This is a genomic window from Algoriphagus pacificus (assembly GCF_017254845.1).
GTDB lineage: Bacteria > Bacteroidota > Bacteroidia > Cytophagales > Cyclobacteriaceae > Algoriphagus > Algoriphagus pacificus.
Genome location: NZ_JAFKCU010000001.1, coordinates 88,000 through 105,821 on the forward strand (window position 1 = coordinate 88,000; position 17,822 = coordinate 105,821).

General features: G+C 40.6%; 14 protein-coding genes and 4 tRNA genes. 1 reads left to right on the forward strand and 17 read right to left on the reverse strand.

Translation table 11 applies throughout. From position 1 onward, the window contains the following. Positions 1 to 2 precede the first annotated feature (2 nt). The 17 genes from rpsG to J0A69_RS00520 all read right to left on the reverse strand — a co-directional run bounded on the left by rpsG (position 3) and on the right by J0A69_RS00520 (position 17,247). Positions 3 to 470 (reverse strand): 30S ribosomal protein S7, encoded by a 468-nt coding sequence (rpsG, locus tag J0A69_RS00440; protein WP_206584544.1) that lies wholly within the window; start codon positions 468 to 470, stop codon positions 3 to 5. A gap of 19 nt (positions 471 to 489) precedes the next feature. Then, complete coding sequence (gene rpsL / locus J0A69_RS00445; protein WP_084118526.1) at positions 490 to 900, reverse strand: 30S ribosomal protein S12; 411 nt, start codon at positions 898 to 900, stop codon at positions 490 to 492. Positions 901 to 998: 98 nt separating this feature from the next. Further along, positions 999 to 1,319, reverse strand: coding sequence for a DUF3467 domain-containing protein (locus tag J0A69_RS00450; RefSeq protein WP_206584545.1), 321 nt, complete (start codon positions 1,317 to 1,319; stop codon positions 999 to 1,001). 63 nt (positions 1,320 to 1,382) lie between these two features. Continuing rightward, positions 1,383 to 5,696, reverse strand: coding sequence for a DNA-directed RNA polymerase subunit beta' (rpoC, locus tag J0A69_RS00455; RefSeq protein WP_206584546.1), 4,314 nt, complete (start codon positions 5,694 to 5,696; stop codon positions 1,383 to 1,385). A 50-nt stretch (positions 5,697 to 5,746) separates the two neighbouring features. Further along, a complete protein-coding gene (gene rpoB, locus J0A69_RS00460; RefSeq protein ID WP_206584547.1) occupies positions 5,747 to 9,622 on the reverse strand; it encodes a DNA-directed RNA polymerase subunit beta in 3,876 nt (1,291 codons plus the stop codon). 156 nt (positions 9,623 to 9,778) lie between these two features. Further along, positions 9,779 to 10,162 carry a 50S ribosomal protein L7/L12 gene (gene rplL, locus J0A69_RS00465; protein ID WP_206584548.1) on the reverse strand — a complete coding sequence of 128 codons (384 nt, stop codon included), beginning with the start codon at positions 10,160 to 10,162 and terminating at the stop codon, positions 9,779 to 9,781. A 45-nt stretch (positions 10,163 to 10,207) separates the two neighbouring features. Continuing rightward, a complete protein-coding gene (gene rplJ / locus J0A69_RS00470; protein ID WP_206584549.1) occupies positions 10,208 to 10,750 on the reverse strand; it encodes a 50S ribosomal protein L10 in 543 nt (180 codons plus the stop codon). Between the two features lie 2 nt (positions 10,751 to 10,752). Further along, positions 10,753 to 11,451, reverse strand: coding sequence for a 50S ribosomal protein L1 (rplA, locus tag J0A69_RS00475; protein ID WP_206584550.1), 699 nt, complete (start codon positions 11,449 to 11,451; stop codon positions 10,753 to 10,755). Between the two features lie 10 nt (positions 11,452 to 11,461). Beyond that, the gene (rplK, locus tag J0A69_RS00480; RefSeq protein WP_206584551.1) at positions 11,462 to 11,905 is read right to left on the reverse strand and encodes a 50S ribosomal protein L11; all 444 of its coding nucleotides are present in this window, start codon (positions 11,903 to 11,905) and stop codon (positions 11,462 to 11,464) included. Between the two features lie 3 nt (positions 11,906 to 11,908). Then, entirely contained in the window at positions 11,909 to 12,466 is a 558-nt protein-coding gene (nusG, locus tag J0A69_RS00485; RefSeq protein WP_206584552.1) for a transcription termination/antitermination protein NusG, read from the reverse strand. 18 nt (positions 12,467 to 12,484) lie between these two features. Then, a complete protein-coding gene (gene secE, locus J0A69_RS00490) occupies positions 12,485 to 12,673 on the reverse strand; it encodes a preprotein translocase subunit SecE (RefSeq protein WP_206584553.1) in 189 nt (62 codons plus the stop codon). 14 nt (positions 12,674 to 12,687) lie between these two features. Then, positions 12,688 to 12,761: transfer RNA gene (locus J0A69_RS00495), tRNA-Trp, on the reverse strand. A 112-nt stretch (positions 12,762 to 12,873) separates the two neighbouring features. Further along, complete coding sequence (gene tuf, locus J0A69_RS00500) at positions 12,874 to 14,061, reverse strand: elongation factor Tu (RefSeq protein WP_206584554.1); 1,188 nt, start codon at positions 14,059 to 14,061, stop codon at positions 12,874 to 12,876. Between the two features lie 61 nt (positions 14,062 to 14,122). Next, positions 14,123 to 14,194, reverse strand: a tRNA-Thr gene (locus J0A69_RS00505). A gap of 33 nt (positions 14,195 to 14,227) precedes the next feature. Beyond that, positions 14,228 to 14,300, reverse strand: a tRNA-Gly gene (locus J0A69_RS00510). 66 nt (positions 14,301 to 14,366) lie between these two features. Continuing rightward, positions 14,367 to 14,452, reverse strand: a tRNA-Tyr gene (locus J0A69_RS00515). A gap of 152 nt (positions 14,453 to 14,604) precedes the next feature. After that, complete coding sequence (locus tag J0A69_RS00520) at positions 14,605 to 17,247, reverse strand: M1 family metallopeptidase (protein ID WP_236032559.1); 2,643 nt, start codon at positions 17,245 to 17,247, stop codon at positions 14,605 to 14,607. A 67-nt stretch (positions 17,248 to 17,314) separates the two neighbouring features. Here J0A69_RS00520 and J0A69_RS00525 point away from each other — a divergent pair, with 67 nt between their 5' ends. Further along, a complete protein-coding gene (locus J0A69_RS00525; RefSeq protein WP_206584555.1) occupies positions 17,315 to 17,809 on the forward strand; it encodes an acetyl-CoA carboxylase biotin carboxyl carrier protein subunit in 495 nt (164 codons plus the stop codon). Positions 17,810 to 17,822: the final 13 nt, after the last annotated feature.

Here is a 17,822-nt window from a genome sequence, read left to right on the forward strand (position 1 = left end):
AATTAAAATCTAAAGTGGGAGAATGCTTTGTTAGCCTCGGCCATTCTGTGTGTATCATCTTTCTTCTTTACGCCGGCACCTTCGCCTTTGCTAGCTGCGATGATCTCACCTGCAAGTCTATCCATCATAGTTTTCTCACCTCTTCTTCTGGCATAAGTGATCATCCACTTGATACCTAGAGACAATTTTCTTTCTGGACGAACTTCCATTGGAACCTGGAACGTAGCACCACCAACTCTACGACTCTTCACCTCTACGGATGGAGCAATATTGTTAAGCGCTTTTTTCCAAACTTCAAGACCATTCTCACCTACTTTTTGTTCTACTTTTTCTACTGCATCGTAGAAAATTCTGTAAGCAATACTCTTCTTCCCATCTACCATTAGACAGTTCACAAACTTGGTAACCAAGGTATCGTTGAACTTTGGATCAGGAAGAATATATCTCTTCTTTGGTTTCGCTTTTCTCATTTCTTCTGAATGTTTTTAATTATTTTTTCTTTGCCGGAGCAGCTGGAGCGCCTTTGCCCGCTTTCGGTCTTTTAGCACCATACTTAGAGCGACCTTGCTTACGGTCTTTTACTCCTGCTGTATCTAGTGCACCACGGATGATGTGATATCTTACACCTGGTAGATCCTTCACACGACCACCCCTGATCAATACGATAGAGTGCTCTTGCAAATTGTGACCTTCACCTGGAATGTAAGCATTCACTTCTTTTCCATTTGTCAATCTAACCCTAGCTACCTTTCTCATTGCAGAGTTAGGTTTCTTAGGTGTCGTAGTGTATACTCTGGTACAAACTCCTCTTCGCTGAGGACATGCATCCAAAGCTCTAGATTTTGATTTGGTCTCCAGTGTAGTTCTACCTTTTCTTACTAACTGTTGAATAGTAGGCATTAACTGATAAAATTTAGTTTTCCTGTAAACTGTTAAATTTTGGACTGCAAAGGTAAACAAAGTAATAAGATGAACAAAATTAAGTAGTTATATTTTTGTTATGCTTCACCCGGTGTACCAAAGCTAATTGGGAATTGTGGAGTACCTCCCGATGGATTGATCTTTCCAAAAGCGGCCTCGTACTTGTCAATATTGTCTTTCAATGCTGCCAATAAGCGCTTTGCATGCTCCGGAGTAACTATGACTCTGGATTTAACTTTTGCTTTCGGCACTCCTGGCATAAGCCGAATAAAATCGATTACAAATTCTGAATTGGAATGAGCGATCATTGCCAAATTCGAATAAACGCCTTCCGCTACTTCTTCGGATAATTCAACGTTGATCTGCTGGTCAGGTCTGTTTCCTTTTTCGTCTTGCATATTCTATGGATTAAAAAAGGCCTGTACGAATACAGGCCTTTCATTAGTTATTAATTCAAACCATTATAAAATGGCTTCACTTGATTTTCTGGAACTAGTACGGTCCATGTTATCGGATAACTTATCGTACTCTTCTTGAGATCCAACGATCATGTTTTGGATACGTCTCTGTCCGGTACCGGCAGGGATCAAGTGTCCAACTAATACGTTTTCTTTCAAGCCCAACAATTCATCACGCTTACCTCTGATGGCAGCTTCAGAAAGAACTTTGGTAGTTTCCTGGAAGGAAGCTGCTGATAAGAAACTTTCTGTACCCAAAGAGGCTGCAGTAATTCCTTGCAAGGTTGGCTTAGAAACGGCAGTTTCAGCATCTCTTACTTGTACCAGTTTCAAATCTTTACGCTTCAAGCTTGAGTTTTCGTCTCTCAATCTTCTTGCTGTAATGATCATACCTGGCTTCAAAGTAGAGGAATCACCTGCGTCCATTACCACTTTTTTGTCAAGAATCATGTCATTCTCTTCTCTGAATGCCCACTTATCCACTACCTGGTTTTGAAGGAATCCAGTGTCACCAGCATCAAGGATTTCAACTTTCTGCATCATCTGAGATACGATTACCTCGATGTGCTTATCGTTGATTTTTACACCTTGAAGTCTGTAAACTTCCTGAATTTCATTTACCAAATATTCCTGAACAGCTGTTGGGCCTTTGATTGCAAGGATGTCATTTGGAGTGATTGCTCCATCAGACAATGGCTCACCCGCACGGATGAAGTCATTTTCCTGAACCAAAATATGCTTAGAAAGAGATACCATGTATTTCTTGATCACACCGTCTTTTGATTCGATGATGATCTCTCTGTTACCACGCTTGATACCTCCGTAAGTTACCACACCGTCGATTTCAGAAACAACAGCCGGGTTGGATGGGTTACGTGCCTCGAACAATTCAGTTACTCTTGGAAGACCACCGGTGATATCTCTAGTTTTACCTACAGATCTTGGGATTTTCACCAATACCTGACCAGCTTTCACTTTTTCGCCGATTTCAACAGCTAAGTGAGCTCCAACTGGGATGTTATAAGACTTAGACTCATCGCCATAGTTTACAACAATTGCAGGGTTCTTGGTTCTATCTTTTGTATCGATAATTACTTTTTCACGGAAACCAGTCTGATCATCGGCTACTTCTTTGTAAGTAACACCTTCTACGATTGCCTCAAAATCGATCTTACCGTCGAATTCAGAAAGGATAACCGCATTGTACGGATCCCACTTACATAGCGGTTCGTTTTTACCGATTTTCTGTCCGTCCTTCACACTTAACAAAGCACCATAAGGCACATGGTTAGATACTAAAGTCTTTCCAGTTTTTGCATCGTTGATTTTGATCTCTCCGGATCTACCCATTACTACTGTAACTGGCTCTCCATCTTTGTTGGTAGTTTCCAACATTCTCAACTCCTCATCGAATTCAACCACACCTTCGAATTTAGCAGTGATGCTAGCTTCAACGGCCATGTTGGATGCAGTACCACCCACGTGGAAGGTTCTCAAAGTAAGCTGTGTTCCTGGTTCACCGATTGACTGTGCTGCAATAACACCTACTGATTCACCATTCTGTACCATGTATCCAGTAGCTAGGTTTCTACCGTAGCACTTAGAACATACACCTCTTCTGGTTTCACAAGTCAATACAGATCTGATCTCCACTTCTTCGATAGCTGATTCATCAACTTTTGCAGCAATCTCATCAGAAATCTCGATTCCAGCTGGAATGATCAATTCATCTGTCAACGGATCGTAAACATCATGAACAGATACTCTACCAAGGATTCTTTCAGAAAGTGGTTCAACGATCTCGTCGTTGTCTTTCAATGGAAGAACATTCAATCCTCTCAAAGTACCACAATCCTCTTCGGTTACGATCATATCCTGAGCTACGTCCACCAAACGACGAGTTAAATAACCCGCATCGGCAGTTTTCAATGCTGTATCGGCAAGACCTTTACGAGCACCGTGTGTAGAGATGAAGTATTCCAATACATCCAGACCTTCTTTAAAGTTAGAAAGGATTGGGTTTTCGATGATTTCACCAACAGAACCTTGAAGGTTTTTCTGTGGCTTAGCCATCAAACCTCTCATACCACCCAGCTGACGAATCTGCTCTCTAGAACCACGGGCTCCTGAGTGCATCATCATGTAGATAGCATTGAATCCTTGCTTATCCTCCTCCATCTGCTTCATCAGATTATTAGTCAAATGAGAGTTGGTACGAGTCCAGATATCAATTACTTGGTTGTAACGCTCGTTATCAGTAATAAGACCCATCAAATAGTTATTCCAAACCTGGTCAACCTCTTCTTGCGCTTTGGCAATCATTGGCTCTTTTTGTTCTGGAATAATTACGTCATTAAGTCCCATAGACAAACCACCACGATATGCACTTTGGAATCCTAGGTGCTTGATATCATCCAAGAACTGTGCAGTACGGGCAATACCACATACTTTCACTACTTGGGCGATGATTTGCTGAAGTTTTTTCTTAGTCAAAAGTTCGTTTACATAACCAACTTCTTCCGGTACAAACTGATTGAAGATCAATCTACCTGCTACCGTATCGATGATTTTCTCAACGATTTGACCGTCTGCTTCTCTCACTTTTACCTTACACTTGATGTTCGCGTGCTTGGAAATAACACCTTCGTTCAAAGCGATTACCACTTCTTCAGTGCTATAGAAAGTCATTCCTTCACCTGGAACCGGCTCTTCTGGAGTCGATTTCTTGCCTTTAGTTACATAGTATAGACCCAAAACCATATCCTGAGAAGGAACAGTAATAGGAGCGCCATTGGCAGGGTTCAAAATGTTATGAGAAGAAAGCATCAAAGTAGAAGCTTCCAAAATTGCTTCATGTCCAAGTGGTACGTGAACAGCCATCTGGTCACCGTCAAAATCGGCGTTGAATGCTGTACATACCAATGGGTGAAGCTGGATTGCTTTTCCTTCGATCAATTTTGGTTGGAAAGCCTGGATACCTAATCTGTGAAGAGTAGGAGCACGGTTAAGGAGCACAGGGTGTCCTTTTAGTACGTTTTCCAAAATATCCCAAACCACTGGATCTTTACGATCCACAATTTTCTTGGCAGACTTAACAGTCTTTACAATACCTCTTTCGATCAGTTTTCTGATGATAAATGGTTTGAAAAGCTCAGCCGCCATATTTTTAGGAAGACCACACTCGTGAAGCTTCAATTCTGGACCTACTACGATTACAGAACGACCGGAGTAATCCACACGCTTACCGAGCAAGTTTTGACGGAAACGACCTTGCTTACCTTTCAACATGTCAGAAAGAGACTTCAAGGCACGGTTACCATCGGATCTTACCGCATTTACTTTTCTTGAGTTATCGAATAGAGAATCTACAGCTTCCTGAAGCATTCTTTTTTCGTTTCTCAAAATTACCTCTGGAGCTTTGATATCGATCAATCGCTTCAAACGGTTATTTCTGATAATAACTCTTCTATAAAGGTCATTCAAATCGGAAGTTGCGAAACGACCACCATCCAAAGGAACCAATGGACGCAATTCCGGTGGGATAACTGGAACCATTCTTACTACCATCCACTCTGGGCGGTTTTCAATTCTGGTTCTTGCATCACGGAATGCTTCTACTACCTTCAATCGCTTCAAGGCTTCTGCTTTTCTCTGCTGAGAAGTATCAGTCGCTGCTTGGTGACGAAGAGAATAAGAAAGATCATCCAAGTCAATTCTTGCCAACAACATTTCCAAAGCTTCAGCACCCATTTTGGCGATGAATTTATTTGGATCGTCGTCGTCAAGCATATGGTTCTCCTTAGGGAGTTTGTCCATGATATCCAAGTATTCATCTTCAGTCAAGAAGTCCAAATATTGGATTCCATCTTCTGCTTTGATACCTGGCTGAACAACTGCGTAACGCTCGTAATATACGATTTGGTCAAGTTTCTTAGTCGGAAGACCAAGAAGATAACCAATTTTATTAGGAAGAGATTTGAAATACCAAATGTGAGCCACAGGAACCACCAATTCGATGTGTCCCATTCTTTCTCTTCTTACTTTCTTTTCTGTAACCTCCACACCGCAGCGGTCACAGATAATACCTTTATACCTGATGCGCTTGTACTTGCCACAATGACATTCCCAGTCTTTTACCGGACCAAAGATTCTCTCACAGAACAAACCACCCATTTCAGGCTTATAGGTTCTGTAATTGATAGTCTCTGGCTGGGTCACTTCACCGTTTGAGCTATCCAGAATAGATTCTGGGGAAGCCAAACTAATGGTGACTCTGGAAAAATCGATGTTAAGTTTTTTGTTTTTTCTGAACGCCATAGTTTTTTGAAAGATATGTAAAGGGCCCTTGCGAGCCCTAATGTGCTAAATTAATCCAGGGTAATTTCAAGAGCCAAACCTCTCAACTCGTGAACCAATACATTGAATGATTCTGGGATGTTTGGTTTAGGAAGGTTCTCACCTTTCACTATAGCTTCATATGCTTTAGCTCTACCGATTACGTCATCAGACTTCACTGTCAGGATTTCCTGAAGTACGTGAGATGCACCGAATGCCTCAAGTGCCCAAACTTCCATCTCTCCGAAACGCTGACCACCAAACTGAGCTTTACCACCCAATGGTTGTTGCGTAATCAATGAGTATGGTCCGATGGAACGTGCGTGCATCTTATCATCTACCAAGTGACCAAGTTTCAGCATGTATGCCACACCTACAGTCACTGGCTGGTCAAATTTCACCCCTGAAAGTCCATCATAAAGGTAAGTTCGTCCATAAGCAGGAACACCAGCTAGTTCCAATTCAGCTGAAACCTCTTCCATAGAAGCCCCATCGAAAATCGGAGTAGCATATTTCTTGCCCAATACCTGACCAGCCCAAGCAAGAACAGTTTCGAAAATCTGTCCGATGTTCATTCGGGATGGTACACCTAGTGGGTTCAATACGATATCCATTGGAGTTCCGTCTTCTAGGAATGGCATGTCTTCGTCTCTTACGATACGAGCAACAATACCTTTGTTTCCGTGACGACCCGCCATCTTATCACCTACTTTTAGCTTACGCTTCTTAGCCACGTAAACCTTAGCAAGCTGAACAATACCTGCTGGAAGTTCATCTCCTACCTCTAGTGTGAATCTATCTCTCTTGAAGAGACCAGAAATCTCATTTCTAGAATTGGTGTAGTTCTTAACCAATTTCACAATCAAATCATTGGTATGTGGATCATCTGTCCAATCATCCAAGATGATATCTGAAATAAGGTTAGCTTCCTCAGGAACGTTGTAATTACTTTCGTCTCTGTAAGGGTTTTTAGCTGGGAATAGGTTGTTTTCAATATTTTTCAAATTGAACTTAACCCCCTTGCTAATGATCTCATCACCAAATTTATGCTTCACACCTTGAGAAGTTTTACCATCAAGAAGTGTCACCAATTTGTTGATCATTCGAGCTCTGATACCCAATAGATCCTTAGAATATTTTGCTTTCAGTTTTTCAACCTCTGCTTTAGCTTTCGCTCTTACATCCTTATCCTTTTTAGGACGAGAGAATAGTTTTGTTTCAATAACAACACCATTCAAGGAAGGAGAAGCTTTCAAAGAAGCATCTTTAACGTCTCCAGCTTTATCACCGAAGATCGCTCTAAGAAGTTTTTCTTCTGGAGTTGGATCAGTTTCACCTTTTGGAGTGATTTTACCGATGATGATATCACCTTCTTTAACTTCAGCTCCGATTCTGATCACACCATTCTCATCCAAGTGCTTCACTGCTTCCTCGGATACGTTTGGAATTTCAGAAGTCAATTCTTCTTCACCTCTCTTAGTATCTCTTACTTCCAACTGGAACTCTTCCACGTGGATAGAAGTAAAGATGTCTTCACGAACAACTCTTTCAGAGATTACAATCGCATCTTCAAAGTTGTATCCTTGCCATGGCATATAAGCCACTTTTAGGTTTTTACCCAAAGCCAATTCGCCTTGGTTTGTGGAGTATCCTTCTACCAGAACCTGACCCTTCACTACTTTTTCACCCTTCAACACCAATGGTGTCAAGTTGATAGTAGTATCCTGGTTGGTTCTTCTGAATTTGATCAAATCATAAGACTTGTATTCATTCGTGAAGTTCACCAATAACTCATCATCAGATAGATCATATTTGATGGTGATTGTCTTGGCGTCCACATAATCAACAACACCGTCAGCTTCTGCAATGATCAAAGATCTAGAATCTACAGCAGCTTTTGCTTCTAAGCCAGTACCCACGATAGGTGCTTCAGCTTTCAACAATGGAACTGCCTGACGCTGCATGTTGGATCCCATCAAGGCTCTGTTTGCATCATCATGCTCCAAGAATGGAATCAAAGAAGCTGCAACAGATACAATTTGATTTGGAGCAACGTCCATGTAGCTGATTTCACTTGGTTCTAGAACCGGGAAATCACCTTCAAATCTTGCTTTTACTTTTTCGTTGATAAAGTTTCCTTTTTCATCCAAAGGTGCATTTGCCTGTGCGATGTTATTGTCATCCTCTTCTTCTGCAGTCAAGAATACAATGTCATCCTTCTCCATGCTTACTTTACCTTCCTTCACTTTTCTGTAAGGAGTTTCAAGGAATCCCATAGAATTCACTTTCGCATGAACGCAAAGTGAAGAAATCAAACCAATGTTTGGACCTTCTGGAGTTTCGATAGTACACAGACGACCGTAGTGTGTGTAGTGAACATCTCGAACTTCGAAACCTGCTCTTTCTCTAGAAAGACCACCTGGACCCAAAGCAGAAAGTCTTCTCTTGTGAGTCAATTCAGCCAATGGATTGGTTTGATCCATGAACTGAGAAAGTTGGTTTGTTCCAAAGAAGGAATTGATAACAGAAGAAAGTGTACGAGCGTTGATCAAATCGACTGGTTTAAAGTCTTCATTGTCACGAACGTTCATTCTTTCACGGATTGTTCTGGCCATTCTGGCAAGACCTACACCGAATTGGCTATACAATTGTTCTCCAACTGTTCTAACCCTTCTGTTACTTAAGTGGTCAATATCATCGACTACAGCCTTAGAGTTGATCAAACCAATCAGATATTTCACAATGGAAATGATATCTTCTTTGGTTAATACAATCTTTTCAGCTTCGATGTCAAGACCTAGCTTTTTATTGATTCTATATCTACCTACTTCGCCAAGATCATAACGCTTATCTGAGAAGAACAAGCTATGAATTACTTCTCTAGCTGTTGCCTCATCTGGAGCTTCAGTATTTCTCAATTGACGATAGATAACTTCAACAGCTTCTTTTTCAGAGTTTGAGTTATCTTTTTGTAGGGTATTATAAATGATTGAGAAATCGGCAATATTCACATCTTCTCTATGGAGAATGATGCTCTTAGAGCCAGAATCCAAAATCATGGTAATATCTTCTTCTGTAAGAACGGTATCACGCTCAAGCAATACCTCATTTCTGTCGATAGAAACTACTTCACCAGTATCCTCATCAACGAAATCTTCTACCCAAGTTCTAAGAACTCTTGCAGCTAATTTTCTACCAGCCGCTTTTTTCAAAGCGTTTTTGGTAGCAGAAACTTCCTCAGACAGTCCAAACAAATCCAAAATGTCTTTATCTGAACCGTAACCAATTGCTCTTAGCAAAGTGGTAACCGGGAACTTCTTCTTACGATCGATGTAAGCATACATGACATTGTTGATGTCAGTTGCAAATTCGATCCATGAACCTTTGAAAGGAATAATTCTAGCAGAATAGAGCTTTGTACCGTTTGTATGCTTGCTTTGAGCAAAGAATACACCTGGTGATCTATGAAGCTGAGAAACGATTACTCGCTCTGCACCATTGATTACAAAGGAACCCTTCTCAGTCATGTAAGGAAGGTTGCCTAAGAAAACCTCTTGCTCTATGGTTTCGAAATCCTCATTATCTTCATCATGGCAAAGGAGTCTAAGTTTTGCCTTCAAAGGGACAGAGTATGTCAAACCTCTATCAATACATTCTCCTACACTATATTTAGGAGGATCTACTGCGTAATCAATAAATTCCAAGGTGAAATTTTCACGGGAATCACTGATTGGGAAGTTTTCGGCAAATACTTTAAATAACCCATCTGCCCGGCGCTTTTCTGCAGGCGTATCCAGCTGAAAAAAGTCTTTGAAAGACTGCAACTGAATATCTAGAAAATCCGGATAGTCTTTGACCACCTTAATGGAGGAGAAACTTTTCCTTTCGGTTTGATTCTTGATAGCCAAGGTAGTATATGTTTATAGTGAAATTAAATAACGAAATGCGACAATTTTCGCTTAGAATAATGCAATTTTATACCTGTGCATAAACAGGAAAAGACCTGACTAATTTAGTCAGGTCTTATGGGCTAAACCATAACCTAGTGGCTCTGGCTTAGCAAATTACTTGATCTCTACTTCAGCACCAGCTTCTTCCAAAGACTTCTTCAAGCCTTCAGCTTCGTCCTTAGCTACGCCTTCTTTCAAGGCCTTAGGAGCAGAATCAACTAGATCTTTTGCTTCTTTCAAGCCAAGTCCTGTCAATTCTTTTACCAATTTAACTACTGCCAATTTAGATGCACCAGCAGCTTTCAAGATAACGTCAAATGAAGTTTTCTCTTCTTCTGCAGCAGCTTCTCCTCCACCAGCGGCACCACCAGCTACTACTGCTACACCAGCAGCAGCAGGCTCGATTCCGTACTGATCTTTAAGGATATCTGTCAATTCTTTAACTTCTTTTACAGTCAAGTTCACCAACTGATCTGCAAGTTGCGTAAGATCTGCCATTGTATTTGAAATTTATTTTTTGTGTTTTATTTATTTTTTTTGTACTTATTTTTCTTCCTTCTCTGCAAGAGTTTTCAACACACCAGTGATGTTGTTTTGACCACTTTGCAAAGCAGAAATAAGGTTCATAGCTGGAGACTGAAGCAATCCGATAAGGTCGCCCAATAGTTCCTGCTTAGATTTAAGATTAGACAACATTTCAAGATTTGCCTCTCCGATAATGATATCAGTTTCAATGGCAGCACCTTTAAATACAGGTCTAGTCTCTTTTTTACCTACTTTTTTTCTGAAATCCAACAAAACTTTTGCTGGAAGATTACTAGTCTCTTTGGAGAAAATAATTCCAGAGAATCCTTTCAAAGCCTTGTCGCTTAGTTGGGAATAATCCGCGTCTAAGTTTTCAAGTGCTTTTTGAATCAATGTGTTTTTGTACACTTTGTACTCCACACCTTTTTCAAAACAAGTTCTTCTGAATGCGTTCACTTGAGCTACAGAAAAACCTGAAGCATCTGTGATATAGAAGAAAGGGTTTTCTCTGAATTTCTCGGTAAGACCGTCGATTATTACTTTCTTTTCGTCTCTAGTCATGATTAAATACCTTGAATACTACCCTTGTCTACTGCAATACCAGGAGACATTGTACTTGATAAATGAATACTCTTGAAGTATGTACCTTTAGATGAGCTAGGCTTTAGTTTAGAGATAGTCAGCATCAATTCTCTCACGTTATCCTGAATTTTTTCAGGAGAGAAAGAAACCTTACCAACACTTGCATGAATAATTCCAAACTTATCTACTTTGAAATCAATCTTACCAGCTTTTACTTCTTTAACAGCTTTAGCGACATCTAGTGTAACTGTTCCTGATTTAGGGTTTGGCATAAGACCTCTTGGTCCTAGCACTCTACCCAATCTACCTACCTTTGCCATTACGTTAGGCATCGTGATGATGACATCAATGTCAGTCCATCCGCCTTCGATCTTAGCAATGTAGTCGTCCAAGCCCACATAATCTGCACCCGCTTCAGTTGCCTCAGCTACCTTGTCAGGAGTACAAAGCACCAATACTTTGATGTCCTTGCCAGTACCATGAGGAAGCGCTACTACGCCTCTTACCATTTGATCTGCTTTACGTGGATCAACACCCAAACGGATGTCAAGATCTACGGAAGCGTCAAACTTCGTCATGGTAATTTCCTTAACGATAGATGAAGCTGCCTCAAGGGAGTACTCTTGGCTTGGGTCGTACTTAGAAAGAGCTTCTTTTTGCTTTTTTGTTAACTTAGCCATTGTTTTTTATTTATACTTCCCAAGGGGCTTTTCCTGATACTGTGATACCCATGCTTCTAGCTGTACCAGCAACCATTTTCATGGCTGACTCTACTTTGAAAGCATTAAGGTCAGGCATTTTAACCTCTGCTATTTCTCTTACCTGATCCCAGGATACAGATCCAACTTTCTTACGGTTTGGTTCTGAAGACCCGCTTTTCAATTTCGCAGCCTCAAGCAACATATTTGCAGCAGGAGGAGTTTTTACTACGAACTCAAAAGACTTGTCAGAGAAAATTGTAATCAATACAGGTAGCACCTGACCCATTTTATCTTGGGTACGTGCGTTGTATTGCTTACAAAACTCCATGATGTTCAAACCCTTGGAACCAAGAGCTGGACCTACTGGAGGCGACGGGTTAGCCTGGCCACCTTTCACTTGTAGTTTTAAATAACCAGTGATTTCCTTAGCCATTGCTTAGTCTTGTTTTTCTACTTGTATAAAGTTTAACTCTACCGGAGTATTCCTTCCGAAGATCTTGACCATAACATTCAATTTCTTCTTCTCTTCGAATATCTCCTCTATTGTCCCGGTAAATCCACTGAATGGGCCGTCCATTACTTTTACGGCTTCTCCTACTATAAATGGTGTATCTAACTTCTCAGCAAACTCATCAATCTCTTCAACCTTACCTAAAATACGGTTGACTTCTGATTGGCGTAATGGCTCAGGGGTTTTGGAAGCTCCCCCCTGGTTTGATCCTAAGAAACCGATAACACCCGGGATACTTGTAATTACATGGTTGGCTTCGCCATTAGAAAGATCCGCATTGACTAAAACGTATCCGGGAAAGAAATTTCTTTCTCTGACACGCTTCTTGCCATTTCGCATCTCGTATACCTTCTCGGAAGGTATCAGTACTTCAGGAATAAATTCATCTATACTTTGTCTGGAAATTTCGTTATCCAGATAAGTCTTTGTCTTCTTTTCCTGCCCAGCTACTACCCTGAGTACGTACCATTTATGTTCAGCCATTCTGTAATGTCAATTCAATTAAAATAAATCATAAAACCATGTCATGATGTTTTCGAATCCTAAATCAATAACCCCGATGAACAAGGCAAAGATTAAAGATGCTACCAACACCAACACTGCACTATTTTGAAGAAATGAATACTTTGGCCAAGTGACCTTGTTTTTCATTTCATCATACGACTCCAGAACAAAGTTTTTTAGATTCATAGTGATTTACTTACTGGCACGGGCAGAGAGATTCGAACTCCCATCAACGGTTTTGGAGACCGCTATTCTGCCGTTGAACTATGCCCGTGTGAATGAACGCTCCGCTAATGGGAACGCAAAATTAGGTATTGTTAGATAAAGAAACAAATGCGATCCCAAAAAATATTCAGGATCGCATCGTTCAATATATCAGAAATTGATTAGTCTAGGATTTCAGTTACCTGACCAGCACCTACTGTTCTACCACCCTCACGGATCGCAAAACGAAGTCCTTTCTCAAGTGCGACTGCTGACAACAAGTTAACTTCGATAGTTACGTTATCACCTGGCATAACCATTTCAACGTTTTCTGGAAGTTTGATCTCACCAGTTACGTCAGTTGTTCTTAGGTAGAATTGAGGTCTGTACTTGTTAAAGAATGGAGTATGACGTCCACCTTCTTCTTTAGACAATACGTAAACTTCAGCTTTGAAAAGAGCGTGAGGCTTAACAGAACCTGGCTTACAGATAATCATACCTCTCTTGATTTGAGATTTTTCAATACCTCTAAGCAATAAACCTACGTTATCACCTGCCTCACCTCTGTCAAGGATCTTACGGAACATCTCAACACCAGTTACTGTAGACTTAAGTCCTTCAGCACCCATACCGATGATGTCAACTGGATCACCAGAGTTGATTACACCTCTTTCGATTCTACCAGTAGCTACAGTACCACGACCAGTGATCGAGAATACGTCTTCTACAGGCATCAAGAATTCTTTATCTACAGCACGCTCAGGTAGAGGAATATACTCATCTACAGCGTTCATCAATTCCATTACAGTTTCAACCCACTTTTCTTCACCGTTCAAAGCACCAAGTGCAGATCCAGCGATTACTGGGATGTTGTCTCCGTCGAATTCGTAGAAAGAAAGAAGTTCTCTGATTTCCATTTCCACAAGCTCAAGAAGCTCAGGATCGTCAACCATATCAACTTTGTTCATGAATACTACTAGAGCTGGTACACCTACCTGGCGAGCCAAAAGGATGTGCTCTCTAGTTTGTGGCATAGGTCCGTCAGTAGCAGCTACCACTAGGATAGCGCCGTCCATCTGGGCTGCACCAGTTACCATGTTCTTTACGTAATCGGCGTGACCTGGACAATCCACGTGTGCGTAGTGTCTTTTGTCAGTTTGATATTCTACGTGAGAGGTGTTAATGGTAATACCTCTTTCTTTTTCTTCCGGAGCGTTGTCGATAGAAGAGAAATCTCTTAATTCAGATAGACCCTTACTAGCCAAAACGGTAGTGATGGCAGCAGTCAAAGTGGTCTTTCCATGATCTACGTGACCAATCGTACCGATATTAACGTGCGGCTTGGAACGGTCGAATTGTGCTTTTGCCATGCGTGAAAATCCTCAGTTTAAGTTTAAAGATATGTTTAGATATAATTTTAAAGCCGTTATGAGCCAACGACGGGATTTGAACCCGTGACCCCTTCCTTACCAAGGAAGTACTCTACCCCTGAGCTACGTCGGCTTAAGCCCGATACTTTTCCGAAGAAAAGTATAGAGCGGGAGACGAGGCTCGAACCCGCGACCTGCAGCTTGGAAGGCTGCCGCTCTACCAACTGAGCTACTCCCGCTTATTTCCGGCTAAGCCGAATTTTTTTAGCCCTGCAAAACTAAGAAAAAAATTTTGCATTCGGCAATGGTGGGGGAAACAGGATTCGAACCTGTGAAGACATAAGTCAACGGATTTACAGTCCGTCCCAGTTGGCCGCTTTGGTATTCCCCCAACTTTTAGTCACAATTTCTACGTCTTTTTGGAAGACCTATCTGTTGTAACGGATGGCAAAATTATAGCCTTTTCTTAAAGTTTCAAAGAATGGATTTCAAATTTGAAAAGAAATTATTCACTATTCCTACAAACAACTAAAAATCAATAGCTTAATTTTCATCTTTCAAGGCTTCCATGAAATAATCAAAGTAATTTTTGAGGTCTGAGTCCTTTTCTAACGCTGCAATCTTGGAAATTTCATTTACAACTTCCGAATTATCGGAAAAAGCCAGCAAGCCTTGGAAAGCTCCCAACCTCATAAAACTTTGACCAGAGGTTTCCATTAATTTTAACAAATATTTAACAGCATTTTCTTTTCCCTCCTCTGGAAATCTACTGAAATATTCACTGTAATACCCCAGAAAAAAATATAAACCCTCTCCAGATAAAGTTTCGATCTTTTCCTGAAACCAATCTCCTTTTCCATTTACAGGTTTGGTTATAAAATATTCAGCCATTGGAATGACATATCGGAAATTTGTCTCCTTAGAGAATTTATCAACCAAATCTGCACTTAAGTCAACATCTTCTAAACTGGTCAAGCCCATCAAAGCTGAACTGGAAACCATCACTGACTGATCTTCCAAGAGACTTAAAAATTCCTGTTCATAGCCAGCCGCATCAAAAGCTGACAACACATCAATAGCCCCTGAACTTACGGAGTTCTTTTTCCCATTTTTCGCTATTTCTTCCACCAGTGTCACTAATTCCGGATTTTCCGCCAGCCATTCTACATGGCCTTGAAGTATTCCCAAAGCCAATTCCCTCACAGACCAGAAATCATCTTGAATAGCCCTCGGAATAATCATCCTAAGCTCATCGTATGCTTCTTGAGACACCAAACTATCCAAAGCTTCATAGCGGGCGATTCCCAATTCAGAAATCTCGAACTGTTTTACCCATGATTCTTTTTCTATCTCCTGTGTCTTTTTTGTTAAAAGATTTTTCCCTTCATCAAAGAAAACCAAATCAGTGGCTTCTCCATTTTCCAAAGCAAATTGCTGGAATGCCTCCTCGAGCATAAAGGTTTTGGCCTTACGTGTTTGGCCTTCATACCAAGAGATTTCAAAAGGCAATCTGTACAATGGGGTTGTTTCGAGATCCTGAACCTGCGTAATAGAAATGAGGATATTTTCTGGAATTGAATAATCTATCTCAACCATTAAATCCGGATGTCCCTTATCCAAAAACCACTGATTAAAAAACCAATTCAAATCCTCACCAGTCACAGCTTCAAATGCCTGACGCAAGTCATTCACCTCCACACTTGACAATGCATGTTCTGTTAGGTAGAAATTCAAACCTGTAAAAAATGCATCATCACCCAGGTATTCTCTAAGCATATGAAGAATCACTCCTCCTTTCGAATAGGAATGTGAATCAAACATGTCTTCCGAATCCTCATATTGATACCGAATCAGATCAACTTGCTTTGACATCGATTCCTGGAAATAAGTCTCCATTTCAGTAACCAACTTCAAGGTAGCCAAATCCCTTCCGTACTTATATTCATTCCATAAATACTCACTGTAATTCGCAAAAGCCTCATTCAAAGGCAAGTTGGCCCAAGACTCTGTCGTCACGTAATCCCCAAACCACTGATGAAAAAGCTCATGGGCAATGATGTAATCCCATTCGGAATCTATCGCTTCCCACTCACTTAATTTCAGCTCTTCCATGAAAATAGAGACCGTGGTATTTTCCATTGCACCAGAAACAAAATCCTTGACAACCACTTGATCATACTTTGGCCATGGATATGGAATCCCCAGTTTCTCCTCAAAAAAGCCAATCATTTCTGGCGTATTTTTAAAAACCTCAGCCGCACCTTTTTCAAATCCTTTTTCTACATAATATCCCAAAGGAATATCTTGATATGAATCCTCCACCTTTCCAAAATCACCAATGGCAAAGGCTGCCAGATACGGTGCATGAGGCTTCTTCATTTCCCAATAGTCTTTGTGGCTTCCATTACCTAAATCGACTTGTTTGATCATTTCACCATTTCCAATAGAAATCATCGAATCCGGAACTGTCAATTTGATCAATTGAGTCATCCTTTCATTGGGGTGATCAAAAGTGGGAAACCACTTAGAATTATGCTCGGTCTCTCCCTGAGTCCAAATCATCGTAGGGCGGTTTGGATCCTCTCCTGTTGGATCAATGAAATACAGGCCTTTGGTATCTGTAATCGCATCGCTACCTCCCCCAGAATTCATATTGGGAAAGGCTTTGTACTTTATGGAAAGCTGAACCGTGTCATTTCTTGTGAATTCCTGAGGTAAGTAAATCAGCAATTCTTTCCCGTCATATTCATAATTCATGCTGGTACTATCCATTCCTTGCAGTAGGTAAACTTTACCCATTTCAAAATCCTTGGCATCCAGACGGACTTTCTTTTGGGCTTTAAAAAATGGCTTCATGGTTAGGATAGCTTTTCCCAGGACAATCTGATTTTGATAATCAAAGTCCAGATCAAGTTCTGTATGAAGCAAATCAAAATACCTAGTGGCAGATCCTCTATAGTTTGCCAATTCATATTCCTTTTGTTTCAAAAGCTGAATCAACTTCACAGTATCAAGTGCAGTAGGATTACTTGTTTCGATAGAACTTTCATTTCCCATATTTTCCGAAGAATCATCCGATACAGGCTGGGAAGATTTACAGGCACTTAAAAAAATTGTCAGGGCAATAAAGAGACTGAAACCCGACTTTTGAAGAATATTTTTTGCCTTGGCATGCATTTGTTTCATATTTGAGAAATATAAATTAAAGGCCGAAAAATTCGGTTTTGATTATTTCAGCTTCAAATTAACAGGAATGTTTTCAGTAAGTATCCAAAATGAAACCTATTCGGTAGAAAAATCCGAAGGTCTGACTGAGGTAAACGGTAAAGCCCTTGCTTGGGATTTGCAGTGGATCTCAGATAGAAAAATCCATTTGATCCATCAAAATCAATCCATTGAGGCAGAGTTGATTTCCCTCGATAAGGAGACAAAAACGCTGCAAATCCGAATCGGAAACAAAACTGCAAGTGTCAGCTTAAAGGATCGATTTGACCTTTTACTACAGGAAATGGGCATGAATACCCAAAACGCCGGTGCTGTGAAAGACATCAAAGCACCAATGCCAGGACTCATCCTTGAGCTTAAAGTGAAGCCTGGCGATGAAGTCAAAAAAGGAGATGTTGTCTTGATTTTGGAAGCAATGAAAATGGAAAATATCATCAAAGCTCCAGGAGATGGCATCGTAAAAGCGGTGAAAGTAAATTTGAAGCAAAGCGTAGAAAAAAATCAGCTTCTCATCCAATTCTAGGCAAGATTTCAAA